Annotated in this window: 14 protein-coding genes; 11 read left to right on the forward strand and 3 right to left on the reverse strand. The window is 58.7% G+C overall.

The window, feature by feature from the left end:
• The first annotated feature begins 67 nt into the window (after window positions 1-67).
• Window positions 68-901 carry a DMT family transporter gene (locus WG622_RS09730; RefSeq protein WP_339403417.1) on the forward strand — a complete coding sequence of 278 codons (834 nt, stop codon included), beginning with the start codon at window positions 68-70 and terminating at the stop codon, window positions 899-901.
• 38 nt (window positions 902-939) lie between these two features.
• Here WG622_RS09730 and carB read toward each other — a convergent pair whose 3' ends face one another.
• Window positions 940-4,272 (reverse strand): carbamoyl-phosphate synthase large subunit, encoded by a 3,333-nt coding sequence (carB, locus tag WG622_RS09735; RefSeq protein ID WP_339403418.1) that lies wholly within the window; start codon window positions 4,270-4,272, stop codon window positions 940-942.
• 218 nt (window positions 4,273-4,490) lie between these two features.
• Here carB and WG622_RS09740 point away from each other — a divergent pair, with 218 nt between their 5' ends.
• Together WG622_RS09740 and WG622_RS09745 are read left to right on the forward strand one after the other, a co-directional pair.
• Window positions 4,491-5,612, forward strand: coding sequence for an aminodeoxychorismate synthase component I (locus tag WG622_RS09740; protein WP_339403419.1), 1,122 nt, complete (start codon window positions 4,491-4,493; stop codon window positions 5,610-5,612).
• Complete coding sequence (locus WG622_RS09745) at window positions 5,567-6,199, forward strand: aminotransferase class IV family protein (RefSeq protein ID WP_339403420.1); 633 nt, start codon at window positions 5,567-5,569, stop codon at window positions 6,197-6,199. Before WG622_RS09740 ends, WG622_RS09745 begins: the two co-directional genes overlap by 46 nt.
• Here the strand turns inward: WG622_RS09745 and WG622_RS09750 are convergent, their stop codons facing one another.
• Entirely contained in the window at window positions 6,200-7,387 is a 1,188-nt protein-coding gene (locus WG622_RS09750) for a class I SAM-dependent methyltransferase (protein WP_339403421.1), read from the reverse strand. It lies immediately after the preceding gene.
• A gap of 254 nt (window positions 7,388-7,641) precedes the next feature.
• Between WG622_RS09750 and aspS the strand changes: the two genes are divergently transcribed.
• From aspS to WG622_RS09765, 3 genes are all read left to right on the forward strand, one after another.
• A complete protein-coding gene (gene aspS / locus WG622_RS09755) occupies window positions 7,642-9,423 on the forward strand; it encodes an aspartate--tRNA ligase (RefSeq protein WP_339403422.1) in 1,782 nt (593 codons plus the stop codon).
• A gap of 159 nt (window positions 9,424-9,582) precedes the next feature.
• Window positions 9,583-10,956 carry a DUF1800 domain-containing protein gene (locus tag WG622_RS09760; protein WP_339403423.1) on the forward strand — a complete coding sequence of 458 codons (1,374 nt, stop codon included), beginning with the start codon at window positions 9,583-9,585 and terminating at the stop codon, window positions 10,954-10,956.
• 10 nt (window positions 10,957-10,966) lie between these two features.
• A complete protein-coding gene (locus WG622_RS09765; RefSeq protein ID WP_339403424.1) occupies window positions 10,967-12,214 on the forward strand; it encodes a DUF1501 domain-containing protein in 1,248 nt (415 codons plus the stop codon).
• Here WG622_RS09765 and WG622_RS09770 read toward each other — a convergent pair.
• On the reverse strand, window positions 12,211-12,927 hold the full coding sequence (locus WG622_RS09770; protein ID WP_339403425.1) for a response regulator: 717 nt from the start codon (window positions 12,925-12,927) through the stop codon (window positions 12,211-12,213). The genes WG622_RS09765 and WG622_RS09770 overlap by 4 nt on opposite strands.
• A gap of 181 nt (window positions 12,928-13,108) precedes the next feature.
• On the opposite strand from WG622_RS09770, the gene mce reads away from it, so the two are divergent.
• The 5 genes from mce (at window position 13,109) to WG622_RS09795 (ending at window position 18,300) form a co-directional block, all read left to right on the forward strand.
• Window positions 13,109-13,513: a methylmalonyl-CoA epimerase gene (mce, locus tag WG622_RS09775; protein ID WP_209357107.1), complete on the forward strand. Its 405-nt coding sequence runs from the start codon at window positions 13,109-13,111 to the stop codon at window positions 13,511-13,513.
• Window positions 13,514-13,575: 62 nt separating this feature from the next.
• Window positions 13,576-13,857, forward strand: coding sequence for a DUF1467 family protein (locus WG622_RS09780; RefSeq protein ID WP_209357106.1), 282 nt, complete (start codon window positions 13,576-13,578; stop codon window positions 13,855-13,857).
• 196 nt (window positions 13,858-14,053) lie between these two features.
• Window positions 14,054-16,549: a pyruvate, phosphate dikinase gene (ppdK, locus tag WG622_RS09785; RefSeq protein ID WP_339403486.1), complete on the forward strand. Its 2,496-nt coding sequence runs from the start codon at window positions 14,054-14,056 to the stop codon at window positions 16,547-16,549.
• A gap of 150 nt (window positions 16,550-16,699) precedes the next feature.
• Complete coding sequence (locus WG622_RS09790; RefSeq protein ID WP_339403426.1) at window positions 16,700-17,335, forward strand: cell wall hydrolase; 636 nt, start codon at window positions 16,700-16,702, stop codon at window positions 17,333-17,335.
• A 71-nt stretch (window positions 17,336-17,406) separates the two neighbouring features.
• Window positions 17,407-18,300 (forward strand): dihydroneopterin aldolase, encoded by an 894-nt coding sequence (locus WG622_RS09795; RefSeq protein WP_339403427.1) that lies wholly within the window; start codon window positions 17,407-17,409, stop codon window positions 18,298-18,300.
• Window positions 18,301-18,310: the final 10 nt, after the last annotated feature.

The raw sequence follows: 18,310 nt of genomic DNA on the forward strand, positions 1-18,310 counted from the left end.
GCGGCCCTTTTTTGTGGCTAAGGGTGGGATGCCTTCGGCGAGGATATTTGGAGCAAGAGAAAAAGCGATGCGAATTTTTGTGCTGACCCTTGTGACCATGGTGGCCTTTGCCGCGAACTCGGTTCTCAATCGTGTGGCGATTGTGGATGGGGGAATGGATGCGGTTGTGTTTGGCGCGTTGCGGCTGGCGGCGGGGGCGGTGATGCTCGCGGCTCTGGTGGCTTGGCAGGGCAAAGGATTTGCGCTGGGCGGTCGCGCAAGGGCCGTTGGGGTGGCCTCGTTGTTGGCCTATATCTTTGGATTTTCGCTGGCCTATCAGGCGCTTGATGCGGGTGTGGGGGCTTTGGTTTTGTTTGGCGTTGTTCAGGTGACGATGTTTGTCGCAGCGCTGACGCATGGCGACGATGTACCCGCACAGAGGATGCTTGGGGCTGGGATCGCGGTTGCGGGCCTGGCATGGCTTTTGTGGCCGAGTGAGGCCTTGACCTTGCCGATAGGGGCGGTGGGTTTGATGGCAGCGGCGGGTGTCGGCTGGGGGATCTATTCTTTGGCCGGGCAGGGGGCGAAGGATGCAACGCAATCCACGGCCATGAATTTCATTCTGGCAGCGCCCGTGGGTTTGGCCGCGATGTTCTTGTTGCCGGACTGGGGCGTGTTGAGCGTGACCGGCGTGGCTTTGGCGATTGTGTCAGGTGCTGTGACCTCGGGGCTGGGCTACGCCTTGTGGTACGCCATCATCCCGTCGCTCGGGGCAAGTCGGGCAGCCGTTGCGCAGTTGACCGTGCCGGTGATTGCAATGGGCGGTGGCATGGTGTTTTTGGCCGAAGATTTGACGATCCGTTTTGTGATCTGTTCGATCTTGGTCTTGGGCGGCGTGGCCCTTTCCATAAGAAAAGGGTGAGCCGCGAGGACCCACCCTTTACGTGATTTTTCAGATGCTTATGCCTGCAGGGCGCGGACTTCGATCTCGCCTTCTTCGCGCGCTTTGATGGCGCGGGCGGCGGCGTGAGAGGCCGCTGCGGTGGTGAAATACGGGATCTTGTCGTTCAGAGCGATCGAGCGGATGTCGCGGCTGTCGTCGATGGCCTGCTGACCCTCGGTGGTGTTCATCAACAGAGCGATGTCGCCGTTCTTGAGGTTGTCGGTGACGTTTGGACGGCCCTCATAGACCTTCTTGACCACACCACAGTCCACGCCATTTTCCGCCAGCCATTTCTGGGTGCCAGAGGTCGCGATAATCGAGAAGCCGAGGCCTGCGAGGATCTGGGCTGCGTCCAGCATCTCCGCGGTTTTGTCGGAGTCTTTGATCGAGATGAACACGGTGCCTTCACTTGGCAGAACCATGCCCGCGCCCATCTGCGCCTTGAGGAAGGCGCGCGCAAAGCTGCGGTCCCAGCCCATGACTTCGCCGGTCGAACGCATTTCTGGGCCGAGGATCGTGTCGACGCCAGGGAAACGGTTGAACGGCATGACCGCCTCTTTGACCGAATACCAAGGCATCATCGGATCCGCCAAGGTCATCTGATCCGCGATCTTTTGCGGCTTCGAGATGTCGGCGTCCTCAGCATAGGGTGGGCGCTCTGGGAAGTTCGACAGTGGCTCGCCCGCCATAAGGCGTGCCGCGATAGAGGCGATAGCACTGTCCGTGGCTTTGGCCACGAATGGTACTGTCCGCGAGGCACGTGGGTTGACTTCGATCAGGTAGATCACTTCGCCCTTGACGGCGAATTGGACGTTCATCAAGCCCTTCACGTGAAGCGCTTTGGCCAGCGCCACAGTCTGTTCCTTGATCTCGGCGATCACGCTGTCAGAGAGGCTGTAGGGCGGCAGCGAACAGGCGGAGTCCCCAGAGTGTACGCCCGCTTCTTCGATGTGCTGCATGATGCCTGCGATGTGGACGTTTTCACCGTCGCAAAGCGCGTCGACGTCGAGTTCGGTCGCGCCATCGAGGTAGCTATCGAGGAGAACCGGGCTGTCGCCGGAAACCACCACGGCCTCAGAGATATAGCGCTCCAGCTGCGCCATATCGCGCACGATTTCCATCGCGCGGCCACCCAGAACATAAGAGGGGCGGATGACCAGTGGGAAGCCGATCTCTTTCGCGATATCAAAGGCTTGCGCGTCCGTCGATGCGATGCCGTTGTTTGGTTGCTTGAGGCCCAGTTGATTGACAAGCGCTTGGAAACGCTCGCGGTCTTCGGCCAGGTCAATCGCGTCAGGCGTGGTGCCGAGGATCGGGATGCCTTCGGACTCCAGAGCATTCGCCAGTTTCAGAGGGGTCTGGCCGCCGAACTGAACGATGACGCCGTGCAGCGTGCCGTTTTCCTGTTCAACGCGCAGGATTTCCATGACGTGTTCAAAGGTCAGCGGCTCGAAATACAGGCGGTCCGAGGTGTCATAGTCGGTGGACACGGTCTCTGGGTTACAGTTGACCATGATGGTCTCGTAACCCGCGTCGGTCAGCGCGAAACAGGCGTGACAGCAGCAATAGTCAAACTCGATGCCCTGGCCGATCCGGTTTGGACCGCCGCCGAGAATCACGACCTTTTTCTTGTCGCTTGGGCGCGCTTCGCATTCTGCTTCGCCAAAGACAGGCACTTCGTAGGTGGAGTACATGTAGGGCGTCTGCGCTTCGAATTCGGCGGCGCAGGTGTCGATGCGTTTGAACGAAGCTTTGACGCCTGCGGCGACACGCTTTTTGCGAACATCGTTTTCAGAGAAACCGGTAAGTTTCGCCAGACGCGCATCGGTAAAGCCGAGCATCTTCAGCTCGCGCAGGCCCTGTTCGTCATTCGGCAGACCGTTTGCGCGTACGTTTTCTTCGGCGTCGATGATTTCGCGGATACGATCCAGGAACCATGGGTCAAACATAGTGGTCGCGAAGATCTCATCGTTGGTCAGCCCGTGACGCATGGCCTGCGCGATGGTGCGCAGGCGGTCTGGGGTCTGTTTGCTGATCGCTTTGATCACTGCCGCTTTGTCTGGCGCGCCTTCGATCTCGATCTCGTCAAAGCCGGTCAGGCCGGTTTCCATCGAGGCCAGCGCTTTTTGCAGGCTTTCGTGGATGGTGCGGCCGATGGACATGGCTTCGCCCACGGATTTCATCGCGGTGGTGAGGTAGGGTTCAGAGCCTGGGAATTTCTCGAACGCAAAGCGTGGCATCTTGGTGACGACATAGTCGATGCTGGGCTCGAAAGACGCAGGGGTCACTTTGGTGATGTCGTTGTCGAGCTCGTCCAGCGTGAAGCCAACCGCCAGTTTCGCAGCGATCTTGGCGATCGGGAAGCCGGTTGCTTTGGAGGCGAGCGCCGAGGAACGGGACACGCGCGGGTTCATCTCGATCACAACCATACGGCCGTCAGCCGGATTCACCGCCCATTGCACGTTCGAACCGCCGGTTTCTACGCCGATCTCGCGCAGAACCGCAATCGAGGCGTTCCGCATCATCTGGTATTCTTTGTCGGTCAAAGTCAGCGCAGGGGCCACGGTGATCGAGTCACCGGTGTGCACGCCCATCGGGTCTACGTTTTCAATCGAGCAAACGATGATCGCGTTGTCCGCGGTGTCGCGGACCACTTCCATCTCGTATTCTTTCCAACCCAGCAGGCTTTCATCAACGAGGATCTGGTTCACAGGGGACGCGTCCATACCGGTGCGGCAGAAGTGCATATAGTCTTCGCGGTTGTACGCCACACCGCCGCCAGTGCCGCCAAGCGTGAAGGCCGGACGGATAATCGCAGGCAGGCCGATGTCTTCGAGTTCTTCCAGAGCGATCCGTACGCCTTCGTCCAGATCCGCGTCGCCGTTCTCTTTCTTAGGCGCGGTCACAATGGTCGCTCGCGGGTTCTCAAGGCCCAGACGGTCCATCGCCTCGCGGAACAATTTCCGGTCCTCGGCCATTTCAATCGCGTCGCGTTTCGCGCCGATCATTTCTACACCGAATTTTTCAAGCACACCCATTTCTTCCAAAGCCAGCGAGGTGTTCAGACCAGTCTGACCACCCATTGTTGGTAAGAGCGCGTCGGGGCGTTCTTTTTCGATGATCTTGGCAACCACATCGGGTGTGATGGGTTCGATATAGGTTGCATCCGCCAGTTCCGGATCGGTCATGATCGTCGCTGGGTTGGAGTTCACGAGAATGACGCGATACCCCTCTTCTCGAAGCGCTTTACACGCCTGTGCACCGGAGTAGTCGAACTCGCATGCCTGGCCGATCACAATCGGACCTGCGCCGATGATCATGATGGATTTGATGTCAGTTCTTTTGGGCATGGCGGACCTCGGGGTTCAAAGCGGCAGGAGAGCGCACAGGGCGGCGCGCAAATTGTCCTGCCTTATAAGGATCGGCGGGCAAGGTGCAAGGGGTTTATAGCGAGTTTTGCGCCAAAGGTCTTCTGGGCCGATTTCAACTGAGAAAAGCCGCTTTTCACCCTGTTCAGCGAGAGCGAGAGCGCTATACCAATTTCGTCAAACACTTGCAGGAGATGCGCGTGCAGATTCGCTTTGATCAGGGGCCCTTGGGCGCTGGGACGTGGTTCGGGGATCCGTTCCGCGTGATTGAAGCGTGGGAGCCCGCGGATGTGCCGGCTGCGTTCGACGAAATTGAAGCGGCGCAAAGCGAGGGGCTTTGGGTCGCGGGCTACGGCACCTATGAGCTGGGCTATGCGCTGGAGAAGCGGTTGTTGCCCCTGATGCCAGCCGAGCGGCGATTGCCGTTGCTGCGCTTTGGCGTTTATCAAGCCCCGTCGATACGGCCTTTGCAGCACGGATCGACGGCTTTGACAGAGCCTTGCCCTTTATGGACGCAAGTCCGCTATGAAGAGGCTTTTGATCAGGTCAAAGCCTATATCGGCGCAGGCGACACTTATCAGATCAACCTGACCTTCCCGATGGAGGCCGTTTACGAGGGCGACCCTTCGGCGCTCTATGCGGCCCTGACCGCGCGGCAGCCGGTCGGGCAGGGGGCCTTGGTGTTGCAAGAGGACGGGCCGGATCTGCTCAGCCGCTCGCCTGAATTGTTTTACCGCACGCTCAGCGATGGCACGATTGAGACGCGCCCTATGAAGGGCACGCAGCCGCGCCTTGAGGATCCTGAAGAGGATGCCAAACGGGTTGAATGGCTGAGGAATGACGAAAAGAACCGCGCGGAAAATTTGATGATCGTGGATCTTTTGCGCAATGACATCAGTCGGGTTGCTGAAACCGGATCGGTCGAAGTGCCCGAGCTCTTCAAGATCGAAAGCTACGCTACCGTGCACCAGATGGTGTCGCTTGTGCGCGCAAAGCTGCGCGCCGATGCGGGCTTGGGTGATATCTTCAAAGCGCTCTTCCCTTGCGGATCGATCACCGGCGCGCCGAAACTGCGAGCCATGGAGATTATTCGCGAGCTGGAACCCGAACCGCGCGAGATCTATTGCGGCGGCATTGGCTGGGCGGCGCCAGACGGGCGCAGCAATTTCAATGTGGCGATCCGCACGTTGATGGTGGAGGATGGTCTGGCCAAGCTCAATGTGGGTGGTGGCGTGGTCTGGGACAGCACCGGCCCATCTGAATATGAGGAAGCCCTATGGAAAGCGCGCTACGCGACAGCCTTCCGCGTGACGCGCGACTGATCGAGACCTTCCGCTGGGAGCCTGAGGCCGGATTTATCAATCTGGACCGGCATCTGGCGCGGATGGCGCGGTCGGCAGGGGTTTTGGGCTTTGACTATGAAGATCTTTGGGCGCTCTATGTGATTCAGGCCAGCGGGGATATGCCCCTGCGGTGTCGGCTGACTCTTGGTGACGAAGGGTTCGCGTTTTCGTCGGCGCCGCTGGGCAACACGCCGGATGTGTGGCGTGTCGCGATCAGCGATGTCAGGCTGCCGTCTGAAGACGCGCTTCTAAAGCACAAAACCACGCGCCGTGACCTCTACGACAAGGCGCGCGAAGAGAGGCCAGAAGGCATCGATGAGGCGCTTATGCTGAACGAGCGTGGCGAGGTGTGTGAGGGCACGATCACAAACGTCTTTGTCACACTTGAGGACGGGCAGATCGTAACGCCTCCGCTGTCCTGCGGGTTGCTGCCCGGCATTCAGCGCGAAATTGCCTTAGAAAACGGAACCCTCGAAGCTGTAGTGACCGTCGACATGCTGAAAACGGCGAAGGCCATTCACATGGGCAATTCCCTTCGGGGCATGATCCCTGTGGAATTGGTCTGATCAGGTGCGATAGAGATAGTCTCTACTCAATGGCACGGCCTTTTGCCGGCGTGAGATCTGAAACTGAAACACACATTGCCGATGCAGGCGGAAGGTGAGTTCGCTCGCGATCAAATAGAACCGCCACATGCGGCAGAACCTGTCGTCATAAATCTCCCTAGCTTCATCAATCCGTGCCATAAAGCGGTCGTGCCAATGTTTCAGCGTCTCGGCATAGTGCAGCCGCCAGACCTCGACATCCGTCACCCAGAGGTCTTCTTTCTCGACCGCTTTCAAACATTCCGACATCGACGGCACATAGCCGCCGGGGAAGATGTATTTGGTGATCCAGGGGCTCGTGCGACCAGGCGGGGCTGCGCGCCCGATTGTATGGATCAATGCCACGCCGTCTTCTGACAGTTTGTCGTGCACATGGCGAAAATACTCGCGGTAATGTGGCACGCCGACGTGTTCAAACATGCCCACGGACACGATCCGGTCAAAGGTCTGGTCGACCGCGCGATAGTCCTTCAACAGGATTTTCACGCGATTCTCTAACCCCGCTTGGCGGACACGCTCGGTCGCCACCGCGTGCTGTTCCTCGGACAGGGTGACCCCGGTCACCCGAGCGCCGTACTCTTGCGCTAAGGTCAACGCCAGACCGCCCCAGCCACAGCCGATGTCCAGCACATGCATGTCGGGCTCGATCAATAATTTCCGCGCGATATGGCGTTTTTTCGCGACCTGCGCGGCCTCAAGGCTCAAGTCGGGGTCGGTGAAATAGGCGCAGCTGTACTGCTTGTCTTCATCAAGAAAGAGGTCATAAAGCCGCCCGCTGAGGTCGTAGTGATGCGCCACATTTTTTTGCGCGCGGCCGACCGGATTGAATTGTTCGACATAGCGTTTGAGTGGCGCGATCCGCGACTCCAGACCTTCGCCGTGACCGACCGCAAAATTGCGCACGCCCAAGGCGATAAACCCGTAAAGATCGTCCCCAGCGATGGTCAGAGTTTCATCCATATAGGCTTCGCCGACGGCCAGCTCAGGATTGAACAGAATGCGGCGGGGCAAGTCAGGATCTGAAAGTGTAATCCGGATAGGATCGCTCCCGTCTCCAATCCGTTCGATCTGCCCATCCGGCATCGTGATTTCCAAAGCGCCGTCCCGAATGAGCCCCCGCATCATTCGCAAAAATAAGGTCGCCCACATGCGCAAAGCCCCCTTGTTTACTCACTAAAACAGGTCAGTTGACCCGCAACTCCCGAGGCAAAGTCTGCCGAAATTCCCCCCGTTTTGTAAAGATTTTCGAATTTCGAGCGAAATTCGACGCAGCGCACGTGGCCACGGATGCGCAAAAACGGGTCATTTGGTCAGCATTTGCTTGACTTCCGGCCGCGTTGACTGTGTATCACCCCAGACGAATTTCGGGCCCCATCTGGGCGGCCCTTAGGAAAGGCATCGATATGCACGCTTACCGCAGCCATACCTGCGTAGATCTGAACAAATCCAACGTGGGCGACACCGTGCGCCTCGCAGGCTGGGTCCACCGTGTCCGAGATCACGGCGGCGTTCTGTTCATCGACCTGCGCGACCACTACGGCATCACTCAGGTGATCGCGGATGGCGACAGCCCGGTGTTTTCCGAGCTGGAAAAGGTGCGTTCTGAGTGGTGTATCCGCATCGACGGCAATGTGCTTGAGCGTGACGAGAGCCTTGTGAACCCGAACCTGCCAACCGGCGAGATCGAAGTTTTCGTCCGTGACCTCGAAGTGCTGGGCGCGTCTGATGAGCTGCCGCTGATGGTCTTTGGCGATCAGGAATATCCTGAGGAAACGCGCCTCAAGTACCGCTTCCTCGACCTGCGCCGCGAGCAGATGCAGAAAAACATGACCCTGCGGTCGGACGTTGTGTCCTCGATGCGCAAGCGGATGTGGGACAAGGGGTTCAAAGAATATCAGACCCCGATCATCACCGCATCTTCCCCGGAAGGCGCGCGCGACTTCCTCGTGCCATCGCGTCTGCATCCGGGCAAATTCTATGCGCTGCCGCAGGCCCCTCAGCAGTTCAAACAGCTGATGATGGTCGCGGGCTTTGACAAATACTTCCAGATCGCGCCGTGCTTCCGCGACGAAGACCCGCGCGCAGATCGCAGCCCGACCGACTTCTACCAGCTCGACCTCGAAATGAGCTTTGTGGAGCAACAAGACGTCTTTGACACCATCGCGCCGGTTCTGGCGGGTGTGTTTGAGGAATTCGGTGGCGGCCGCAAGGTCGATGCGCCAAGTGAATGGCCGCAGATTTCTTATCGCGACGCAGCACTCTGGTATGGCTCTGACAAACCCGACCTGCGCAACCCAATCAAAATGCAGGTTGTCTCTGAACATTTCGCGGGCTCTGGCTTTGCGATCTTTGCGAAGCTGCTGGAACAAGACGGCACCGAGATCCGCGCGATCCCAGCACCGAAAGGTGGCAGCCGCAAGTTCTGTGACCGCATGAACAAATTCGCACAAGGCGAAGGCCTGCCAGGTATGGGCTATATCTTCTGGCGTGATCAGGGCGAAGGCCTAGAGGCCGCGGGGCCTCTGGCGAAAAACATCGGCCCAGAGCGCACCGAGGCGATCCGTCAGCAACTGGGTCTGGGCGTGGGCGATGCGGCCTTCTTCCTTGGCGGCAAACCCAAGGCCTTTGAAAAGGTTGCGGGCAAGGCGCGTGACGTCATCGGGGCCGAGCTTGGTCTGACCGAGCAGGACCGTTTTGCCTTTGCATGGATCGTGGATTTCCCGATCTATGAGCAGGACGAAGAAAGCGGCAAGATCGACTTTGAACACAACCCGTTCTCGATGCCTCAGGGTGGCATGGATGCGCTGAATGGCGATCCGCTAGAGGTGCTGGGCTATCAGTATGACCTCGCGTGCAACGGCTACGAGCTGGTCTCTGGCGCGATCCGGAACCACAAGCCAGAAATCATGCTGAAGGCGTTTGAACTGGCAGGCTATGACGAGGCCGAAGTGAAATCCCGTTTCGGCGCGCTTTACAAAGCGTTCCAATACGGTGCGCCGCCACACGGCGGTTGCGCGGCAGGTGTCGACCGCATCGTAATGCTTTTGGCCGATCAGCAAAACATCCGCGAAGTCATGCTCTTCCCGATGAACCAGCGCGCGGAAGACCTGATGATGAACGCGCCAAGCGATCCATCCTCTGATCAACTGATGGAGCTGGGCCTGCGGGTTATTCCTCAGGAATAACAACGACCTAAAGCGCAAAACATGCAGGGCCCTTCGGGGCCCTTTTGTTTTGCGCGGCACCGCGCTTGGCGAAAAATCGCGTGGCTGCCGACGGAACGACCCAATTGTGCCGTATTATGGACACAAGGATTTACGACGCATGTGCGCAGGGAGGGTCGGATGTTCAATACAGAGGTTGCAGAAATTCGGTTTGGAACAGGTCTTTCCCCACGTGTGTCCGCGCCTCAGAGTGCTGAGGAAATGCTTGATGATCTTGTGGGGCCTGACCGCATGATGCGCGCTTTTCCAATCGAAGGTTTCGACGACTTCCGCCACCGCATTGTGGCGTTTCAAAAGGCGCGGCGCAGCGAGCGCAAAGCCAAGACTGAGGACGACCGCGCGGCAGCCACCAAGGCTAAGAAACGCGCGAATACTGCGGCGCGCAAAGCCTATGCAGGCATGATCCGCGATACTCTTTTGCGGCGCACCCAAACATCCACCGGCTTTCGCGAACGGCTCGCGTTTTTCTGGGCCGATCATTTCACCGCGCGGGGCAAGAGCAATATCGTGCGCTTCGCGACATCGCCTTATATCGAAGAGGCGATCCGCCCCCATATCGCAGGCCGTTTCGAGGATCTGCTGATCGCAGCGGTCACCCACCCGTTGATGCTGCACTATCTGGATCAGGCGCAATCCGTTGGACCCAACAGTAAACTTGGTAAACGCCGGGCCCGAGGGCTGAACGAAAACCTCGCGCGCGAGGTGATGGAACTGCATACGCTGGGCGTCGACGGTCCTTATACGCAGGACGATGTGCGCCAATTGGCGGAACTTTTTGCAGGGCTAAGCCTTAACCAAGAGGGTGGATTTAAATTCAAACCTGCCCATGTCGAACCGGGCGCGGAAACCGTTTTGGGCAAGAGCTATGGTCGCAAAGGTTCTTTGGATGACATCCATGCAGCCCTGCGCGACCTCGCGCGCCATCCGGCGACCGCGCGGCACATCGCGACCAAACTGGCGCAGCATTTTACGGCGGATACGCCTGATCCCGACCTGATTGACAAGCTGACAGCGGCCTACCACGAAAGCGATGGGAATTTGCTGAACGTCTATGTCGCCCTGCTGAACCATCCCGCAAGCTGGCAGCCCGAGATGACCAATATCAAACGTCCCATCGACTTTGTCGCCACCGCCATGCGGGCGCTGGACGTGGGTGAGGCTACATTGGCGCGTAGCAATCAGAAGTTTCTTCTGAACCTGATTGTCACGCCGATGCAGATCATGGGGCAACCCTGGCAAACGCCAAACGGGCCCGACGGCTGGCCTGAGGAAGATAGCTTTTGGATCACGCCGCAATTCATGGCTGCACGTCTGGCTTGGGCCCTATCTGCGCCGCAAGAGATGCTGCGCGTGCTGCCGGATCCGCGCGAATTTGCGCAAACTGCTCTGGGGCAGAACGCCCCTGCCGAGGTTGCCTTCGCGGCCTCTGCTGCCGAAAACCGATGGGAAGGCATCGCTCTGGTGCTGACCTCTCCTGCCTTTCAGAAATTTTAGGGGGAACGATATGACACATGAAATTTCACGCCGAAATTTCCTTGGATCTGCCGGGGCCATTGGCTGTTCATTGGCCGCCAGCCCACTGCTGACACCGGTCAGTCTGGCTGCTGCGCCCGGCGACAATCGACTGGTGGTGATCATCCTGCGCGGAGGCATGGACGGCATTGATGTGCTGCGCCCCTGGGGGGATCTGAGCCTCGCGTCCCATCGTCCCAATCTCGCGGTGTCCCGTGACAATGAACTGCATCTGAACGAATTTTACGGCATTCACCCCGGCTTGAAATCGCTTAAGCCGCTTTGGGATCGTGGAGAGCTGTCCTTTGTGCAAGCCACCTCGACGCCCTACCGCGACAAGCGGAGCCACTTTGACGGGCAAGACTTGCTTGAGGCCGGAACCGTGGATCTTGCGCCTATGGGTCGCCGCGACGGCTGGCTCAACCGGATGCTGCCCTACCTGGGAGGCGCTCAGGCGCGGACGGCCTTTGCCTTGGGGCGCGAGAATATGTTGATCCTGACGGGGGAAACGCCTGTGTCCAACTGGTCTCCGGATGTGGATCTGGGCATGAGTTCGCAAGGGCTGCGCCTGCTGGATCTGGTGATGAAGGGCGACCCGACCATGGCTGCTTCCATGCAAGAGGCCATAAGTCTGGCCAGTTCTGATGGGGACTCCGTTGCTTTGGATATGCACGGCGGGATGGTCGACCAAGAGGATATGATGAACGCGATGGCCGATGACGTTCAGAATGCACGCAAAGGCAAGACACACCTGAAAATCGTAGACTTCGCGGCCGAGCAATTGCGGGCTGAAACCCGGATTGCATCCTTCTCAATTGGTGGCTGGGACACCCACGCGGCGCAGAACCGGACCCTGAACCGACCGCTGCAGGAACTGTCTGAAACCATCCTGCGTCTGCGCAAAGAGCTCGGCTCGATTGTCTGGGGACAGACGACCGTGCTTTGTATGACCGAGTTCGGCCGCACCGTGCGCGAGAATGGCACAAAGGGCACGGATCACGGCACCGGAGGCACGATGATCGTGGCAGGTGGCGCGGTGCGCGGTGGGCAAGTGCACGGGCGCTGGCCGGGGCTTGAAGAAGCAGATCTTTACGACCGGCGTGACCTTATGCCGACGACCGACATTCGGGCCTGGGCCGCCTGGGCGATGCGGGAGTCCTTTGGGATGTCGAAATCTGCGTTGGAAACATCTGTTTTTGGTGGACTGGATATGGGGTCGGGTCCGAAACTCTTGCTTTAGACGCTTTGTTGGGTGGCGAGGCGTTGATTGAGCAGTGACGCCAGTCGCGCGATGATTTTATCGCTTGGTTTTCGGGCCTTCTGCGTGGCCAACAGTGTTTCGGCAGCGGTTTGCAGATCAATGTCACCCGCACTGCGCGCGATGCCAGAGACAAATCGACCAAGGTAAACCAACTGGCGTGCTTCGCTGTTTGGCGAAAGGCTTGAAGCCGCTTTGCGCAGGTCATCGTTATAGGCCAAAGCATCCGGGTGTACTATCTCTAGGTTGGCTGCACGGGGGCGGGCGGATGTAGCCAAGGCCGACAGGTGTTTTAGTACGGCTTGTTGGAAGACTGCGACTGACGTTAGAGGTTTCGACAAGAACCCATGGGCTCCGGCTGATATCGCGGCATGGGCCAAGGTATCATCGCCTGAGGTCGCTAAAATCGCCTGAATACCGTGATCATAGCGATGCAAATCCCGGATCAGATCGAGGCCGGATCCGTCAGGCAACCCAAGATCCACAATGATCACAGAGGGCCGATAAGTGCGCAGATGTTTGCGTGCCGCCGCCAGCGTATCTGCCCGCCTGATCCGAGCCCCACTTTTCAGACAGAGCAACCTAAGGGCCTCGCAAGCGAAACGGCTGTCTTCGACGACCAGAACCGTCACGCCCAACAGCGGGCGCTGCGCAGTGGGGGAGATGAGGGGCGGGAATTGCGGGAGATCATCCATGAGTCTTTCCTTTCCGATGGAGGAAAGCCTAGGCGCATATTGCCTAATGAGCCGTTAAGTTCAGCATCCTCACCCATTGCGCGCCAAATGGTCGCGAGGAACGTCACGGCACGGCGGTTGCTTTGCTAAAGGGGATGCCGGATAAGTCTGGCAAATTCGCAGCCATGCCAAGAGGTTTATTATGATCGGTCGCCTGAACCATGTCGCTATCGCAGTTCCAGATCTGGAGGCCGCATCCGAGCAATATCGCACGGCGCTTGGGGCTAAGGTCGGCGCGCCTCAGGATGAACCTGATCATGGGGTGACCGTGGTCTTTATCGAGCTGCCCAACACCAAGATCGAATTGCTTTATCCGCTGGGCGACGCGAGCCCGATCAATGGCTTTTTGGAGAAGAACCCAGCCGGTGGCATTCACCACATCTGTTATGAAGTCGAAGACATCTTGGCCGCGCGCGACCAGTTGCAAGCCTCTGGTGCGCGTGTGCTTGGGTCCGGCGAGCCAAAGATTGGCGCGCATGGCAAGCCAGTGCTGTTCCTGCACCCTAAGGACTTTAACGGCTGTTTGGTGGAGCTCGAACAGGTCTGACCCATTGCAGCGCGCATCGCGCGTGCTATGTGCTTTGGGGTAGGAATTAGGAAATCACGCTCATGGGTATCACCTCTGCAATTGTTCTTTATGCCGTGCTTTGGTTCATGACGTTCCTCTGCGTCATTCCGTTTCGCCTGCAAACGCAAGGCGATCTCGGAGAGATCGTGCCAGGCACGCAGGCCGGAGCACCAGAGGTGCACAACCTGAAACTAAAAGCCTGGATCACCAGCGGAATTGCTGCGGTTTTGTGGGTCATTCTATATTGGGTAATCACGCAGGGCATTATCGACGTGCGCGATTTCAATTGGATGGACAGCCTGCCGCCTGTCGGCGAAAGCTAAGAGGCGCTTTGCCCGCTTGGCGGATGGCCAATTCCAACGGAGTATTTGCTGCAAGATGAAATCCGAACGCGTCCCGCGCGCGTCAAGCTTTTCCTTGCCAGGTTAAGTGCAATGCTTATGCTGCACGGACAGCAGGAGAAATGCCGCGGTGCAGAATAATAGTTCCTATATCACGCTGATCACACCGGATGCACCGATGTCGCCTGATACCCACGGCGGGCGGGCGAAGTGTTTGCAACGTCTGGTGCGCATGGAGATGCCTGTGCCCACGACTGTGGCGCTGTCTTTTGAGGCCGTCCATAATATAGCGGCCGGTGATATGCCGGATCTGGCGCGGTTGATTTCGCCCTTTGAAGAGGGGCAAATTCTTTGTGTGCGGCCGAGCTCTCAGGATCCTGACTGGGGCGGGCCCGGTGCTGTGTTGAATATCGGTATGAATGCCGAGCGTCATGCGCATTTGTCCAATACGCTGGGCCGCGAGGCGGCGGATGAGCTCTATTTCCGGTTTATTCAGGCTTATTCAGTGCATGTGGCACGGCTTGATCCGGATATGTTTGATGACATTGACCCCACAGATGCCAATGCGGTGAATGAGGCATTGGATGCCTATGAGGATGAGGCCGATGAGGCCTTTCCTCAGGATCCGAAAGAACAGCTCGGCGGCGTTTTGCGCTCGATGGCGCGGGCTTGGGAAGGCACCTCGGCGCGGCTCTTGCGGATGGCGAAAGGGGCGCCTGCGGATGCGGGGCTTGGTCTTGTGGTTCAGGCGATGGTGCTTGGGCTGGGGCAGGGGGAATGCGGCTCGGGCGTGTTGCAATTGGTGGATAGCGTGTCCGGCACGCCGATGATCAAGGGGCGCTATCTGTCGCAATCTCAGGGCCGGGATGCTTTGGAGGCGGGCGAGAAGTCGCTGTTCCTTGAGAAAGATGACCGCGGCCCGTCGTTGGAAGATCAAGCACCAGAGGCCTTCTCTGAGCTGATCAAACACGCCGAAGCCATGCGCGTGCGCCTGCGCGAAGAGATGCAGGTCGAGTTTACGTTGGAAAACGGCGGCGTGCATATTCTGGACGGGGTGCGAGTTCAGCGATCTGCGCGCGCATCGGTTCGCATCGCTGTGGCTTTGGCCGAAGACGGGGTGATCTCGCGCCAGGAAGCGCTGTTGCGGGTGGAGCCGCGCGCGTTGAATGAACTTTTGCACCGGCAGGTGGATCCTGATGCGGACCGCGATGTGGTCGGATCAGGCGTGGCCGCGAGTCCGGGGGCTGCGACGGGGAAAATCGTGTTCTCTGCGGCTGATGCTCAGGCCTCGGCGGCGCGAGGTGAGGCTGCCGTTTTGGTGCGGCGTGAGACAAACCCTGAGGATATTCGCGGCATGCATGCGGCGGTTGCTGTTCTGACGGAACGTGGTGGTATCACCAGCCACGCCGCAGTGATCGGACGCGGCATGGGTCTGCCCTGCGTAGTGGGCGCGAGCGAGATCCGATTTCAGGCGCGACGCAAGCAATTGATCGCGCCGGATGGGCGGGTCTTTGGCGAAGGCGATATCCTGACCATCGATGGATCCAACGGTCAGGTCTTGGCGGGACAGCCGCCGATGCTTGAAGCCGCCTTGGATGAGAGCTTTCAAAAGCTCATGTCCTGGGCCGATGAGAACCGCGATATCGATGTGCGTGCCAATGCTGACACGCCGGCAGATGCCTTGACCGCGCGTAATTTCCAAGCGCAGGGCATCGGGCTCTGCCGCACCGAGCACATGTTCTTTGAAGAAGACCGCCTGACCGCCATGCGTGAGATGATCTTTGCGGATGAAAGCGATGATCGCAAAGCCGCTTTGGAGCGTTTGTTGCCGATCCAGCGTGAGGATTTCGTCGACCTCTTCCAGATCATGCAGGGACGCCCCGTTTGCATTCGTCTGTTCGATCCTCCTTTGCATGAGTTCCTGCCAAGCGACCGCACCGGCTTGCGCGATCTGGCCGAGGCCTTGAACCTGCCGCTTTCAACGGTGGAACGTCGCGTTGAGGCGCTCTCTGAATATAACCCCATGCTCGGCATGCGTGGCGTGCGTTTGGGCATCGCAGTACCCGAGATCTATGACATGCAGGCGCGTGCGATCTTTGAAGCCACAATCGAGGCGTCCAAGGATGGCGATGCTGTGGTGCCCGAGATCATGATCCCTCTGGTCAGCGCGAAACGCGAGGTCGAACTGGTCAAAACCCGGATCGATGCGGTGGCTGCAGCCGTACGGACGGAACATAGCGATGCCTTTGAGTTCAAACTGGGGGTGATGGTGGAAACCCCACGGGCTGCGCTGCGCGCCGAAGAGATCGCGCCGAACTGTCATTTCTTTAGCTTTGGCACCAATGACCTCACGCAGATGACCTATGGTCTGTCGCGCGATGACGCGGGGCGGTTTATGTCGGCCTATGTGCAGCAAGGTGTTTATGCAGAGGATCCGTTTCACACGCTGGATACTGACGGCGTGGGCGAGTTGGTGAAGCTTGGCGCAGAGCGCGGACGCAAGGAACGCCCCGACTTGGTGCTGTCGGTTTGTGGCGAACATGGCGGCAGTCCCGAGTCGATTGCCTTCTGCCGGAAGGTGGGAATGAACTATGTTTCCTGTTCACCATTCCGTGTTCCGGTGGCGCGATTGGCGGCGGCACAGCTGGCCATACGGGATCAAATTGGAAGCTAAGTTTCTGTTTTGATTTAATAAGTCACACAAATCGCTCAAAAACTGTGCGAAATTGTCACGGGGCTAGACCCGTCACGGGCTTTTCTGTAAATCGCTTCGATGTCTGGCCGGACCTGGGGAGGATCCGGCATTTCTATATGAGAGAATGCAATGCGCATCTTGAGAAATGCAATTATGGCCCTTGCGCTGCTGGCGACTCCGGTTGCAGCAGACACACCGGCTTCCCCGCTTGAGCAGGCCCTTGCGGTCGAGCAATCCCGTATGGCGTTGCTGAATGGTGACCGGCTGAAGGGCTTTTTGCTGTTCCGCAACAAACGCGGCGCGCAGCCCGTCGAACGCACCACCGAGTGGATCGACGCGCAGCCGTTCTTGGAAGGCGACAAGCAATGGGCCTGTTTGGCCGAGGCGCTTTACTTTGAAGCGCGCGGCGAAAGCACTGCCGGTCAATTCGCTGTGGCCGAGGTCATTTTGAACCGCGCCGAAAGCCGCCGCTTCCCCAACACTGTGTGTAAGGTGATCAACCAAGGCACAGGTCGCAAGCACCGGTGCCAGTTCTCCTATACCTGCGACGGTCTGGCAGAGACCATCACGGATCAACGCGCCTATGAACGCATGGGCAAGATCGCGCATATTATGCTGAATGGTGGCCCTCGGGATCTGACCGATGGGGCGACGTTTTACCATGCGAAATATGTGAACCCTGCCTGGGCGCGCCAATTTACGCGCACGGCCACTGTGGGCCAGCACCACTTTTACCGCCGCGCGACCCGCCTGTCGCAAAACTAAAGGTAGGGTTTCCGCTCTGGTTCTGATGGTGCGCCGCTGCTATAGCGGCGCAAATCGTTTCAGGAGCCCCCATGAGCGCATCCGCCTTTGATCATCCCGAAGCCCGCGCCAAGGCGACCGCGCCCAAAGGCGTGCATGATCGCCTGTCTCTGCGCGACCATATCGTCTCTGTGGAAATCGGAGCGTTTCAGGCCGAGCGGGATATGGAGCAGCGGCTCAGTTTTGACGTTGTGGTCGAGGTCGCGGCCCCCGAAGCGGACCTTGGCGACGATGTGGATTTGATCCTGTCCTATGACCGGATCACTTGGGCGATTGAGCATGAACTGTCAGCAGAACGCCTGAACCTGCTTGAAACGCTGGCCGAGCGGATCGCGGATCGCATTTTGGCGGAGCCTTTGGCGATGCGGGTCTTTGTGCGTATCCAAAAGCTCGACAAAGGCAACGGCGCGCTGGGAGTAGAAATCGAGCGGGTGCCGGGGCAGGGGGATGGGCCGGTCGCGGCCGCGCGTGCTCCGGTTGTTGCGTTTCTGAGTAACGCCGCCCTCACGTCGCCTCAAGTCTCGACTTGGATTGCACAGCTTGACGCGTTGGATGCGCCGATGGTGCTGTGCCTGGACTTGCCCGAGGGCCGTGAGGCCGTGGATCTGGAACGGGCGCAGCTTAATATCGACCTTTTAGAGATCGAGCAGGCCGCGTGGCGACTATCTGCAGACTACCCTGCGTTGACCGTTGCGGGGACGCGGACGGAGCTGGACTGGGCGATGAAGAACCAACTCTCTGTGGTTTGGGCGCCTTCGAAGCTGGTTCTGGATGCGACCGACTCACCTGATCTTGCCCCAAAAGCACTCGCATGTTGGTTTGCTGAACAATGGCAGGCATCCCGGATGATTTGTTTCGGCGACACGTTGCCGACACCCCACACAATTCCCACACAGACTGTAACACTGGATCAAAGCGAATTCTGAGCGCTTGCCA

Source organism: Cognatishimia coralii, from assembly GCF_037478305.1.
In the GTDB taxonomy this organism is placed as follows: domain Bacteria; phylum Pseudomonadota; class Alphaproteobacteria; order Rhodobacterales; family Rhodobacteraceae; genus Cognatishimia; species Cognatishimia coralii.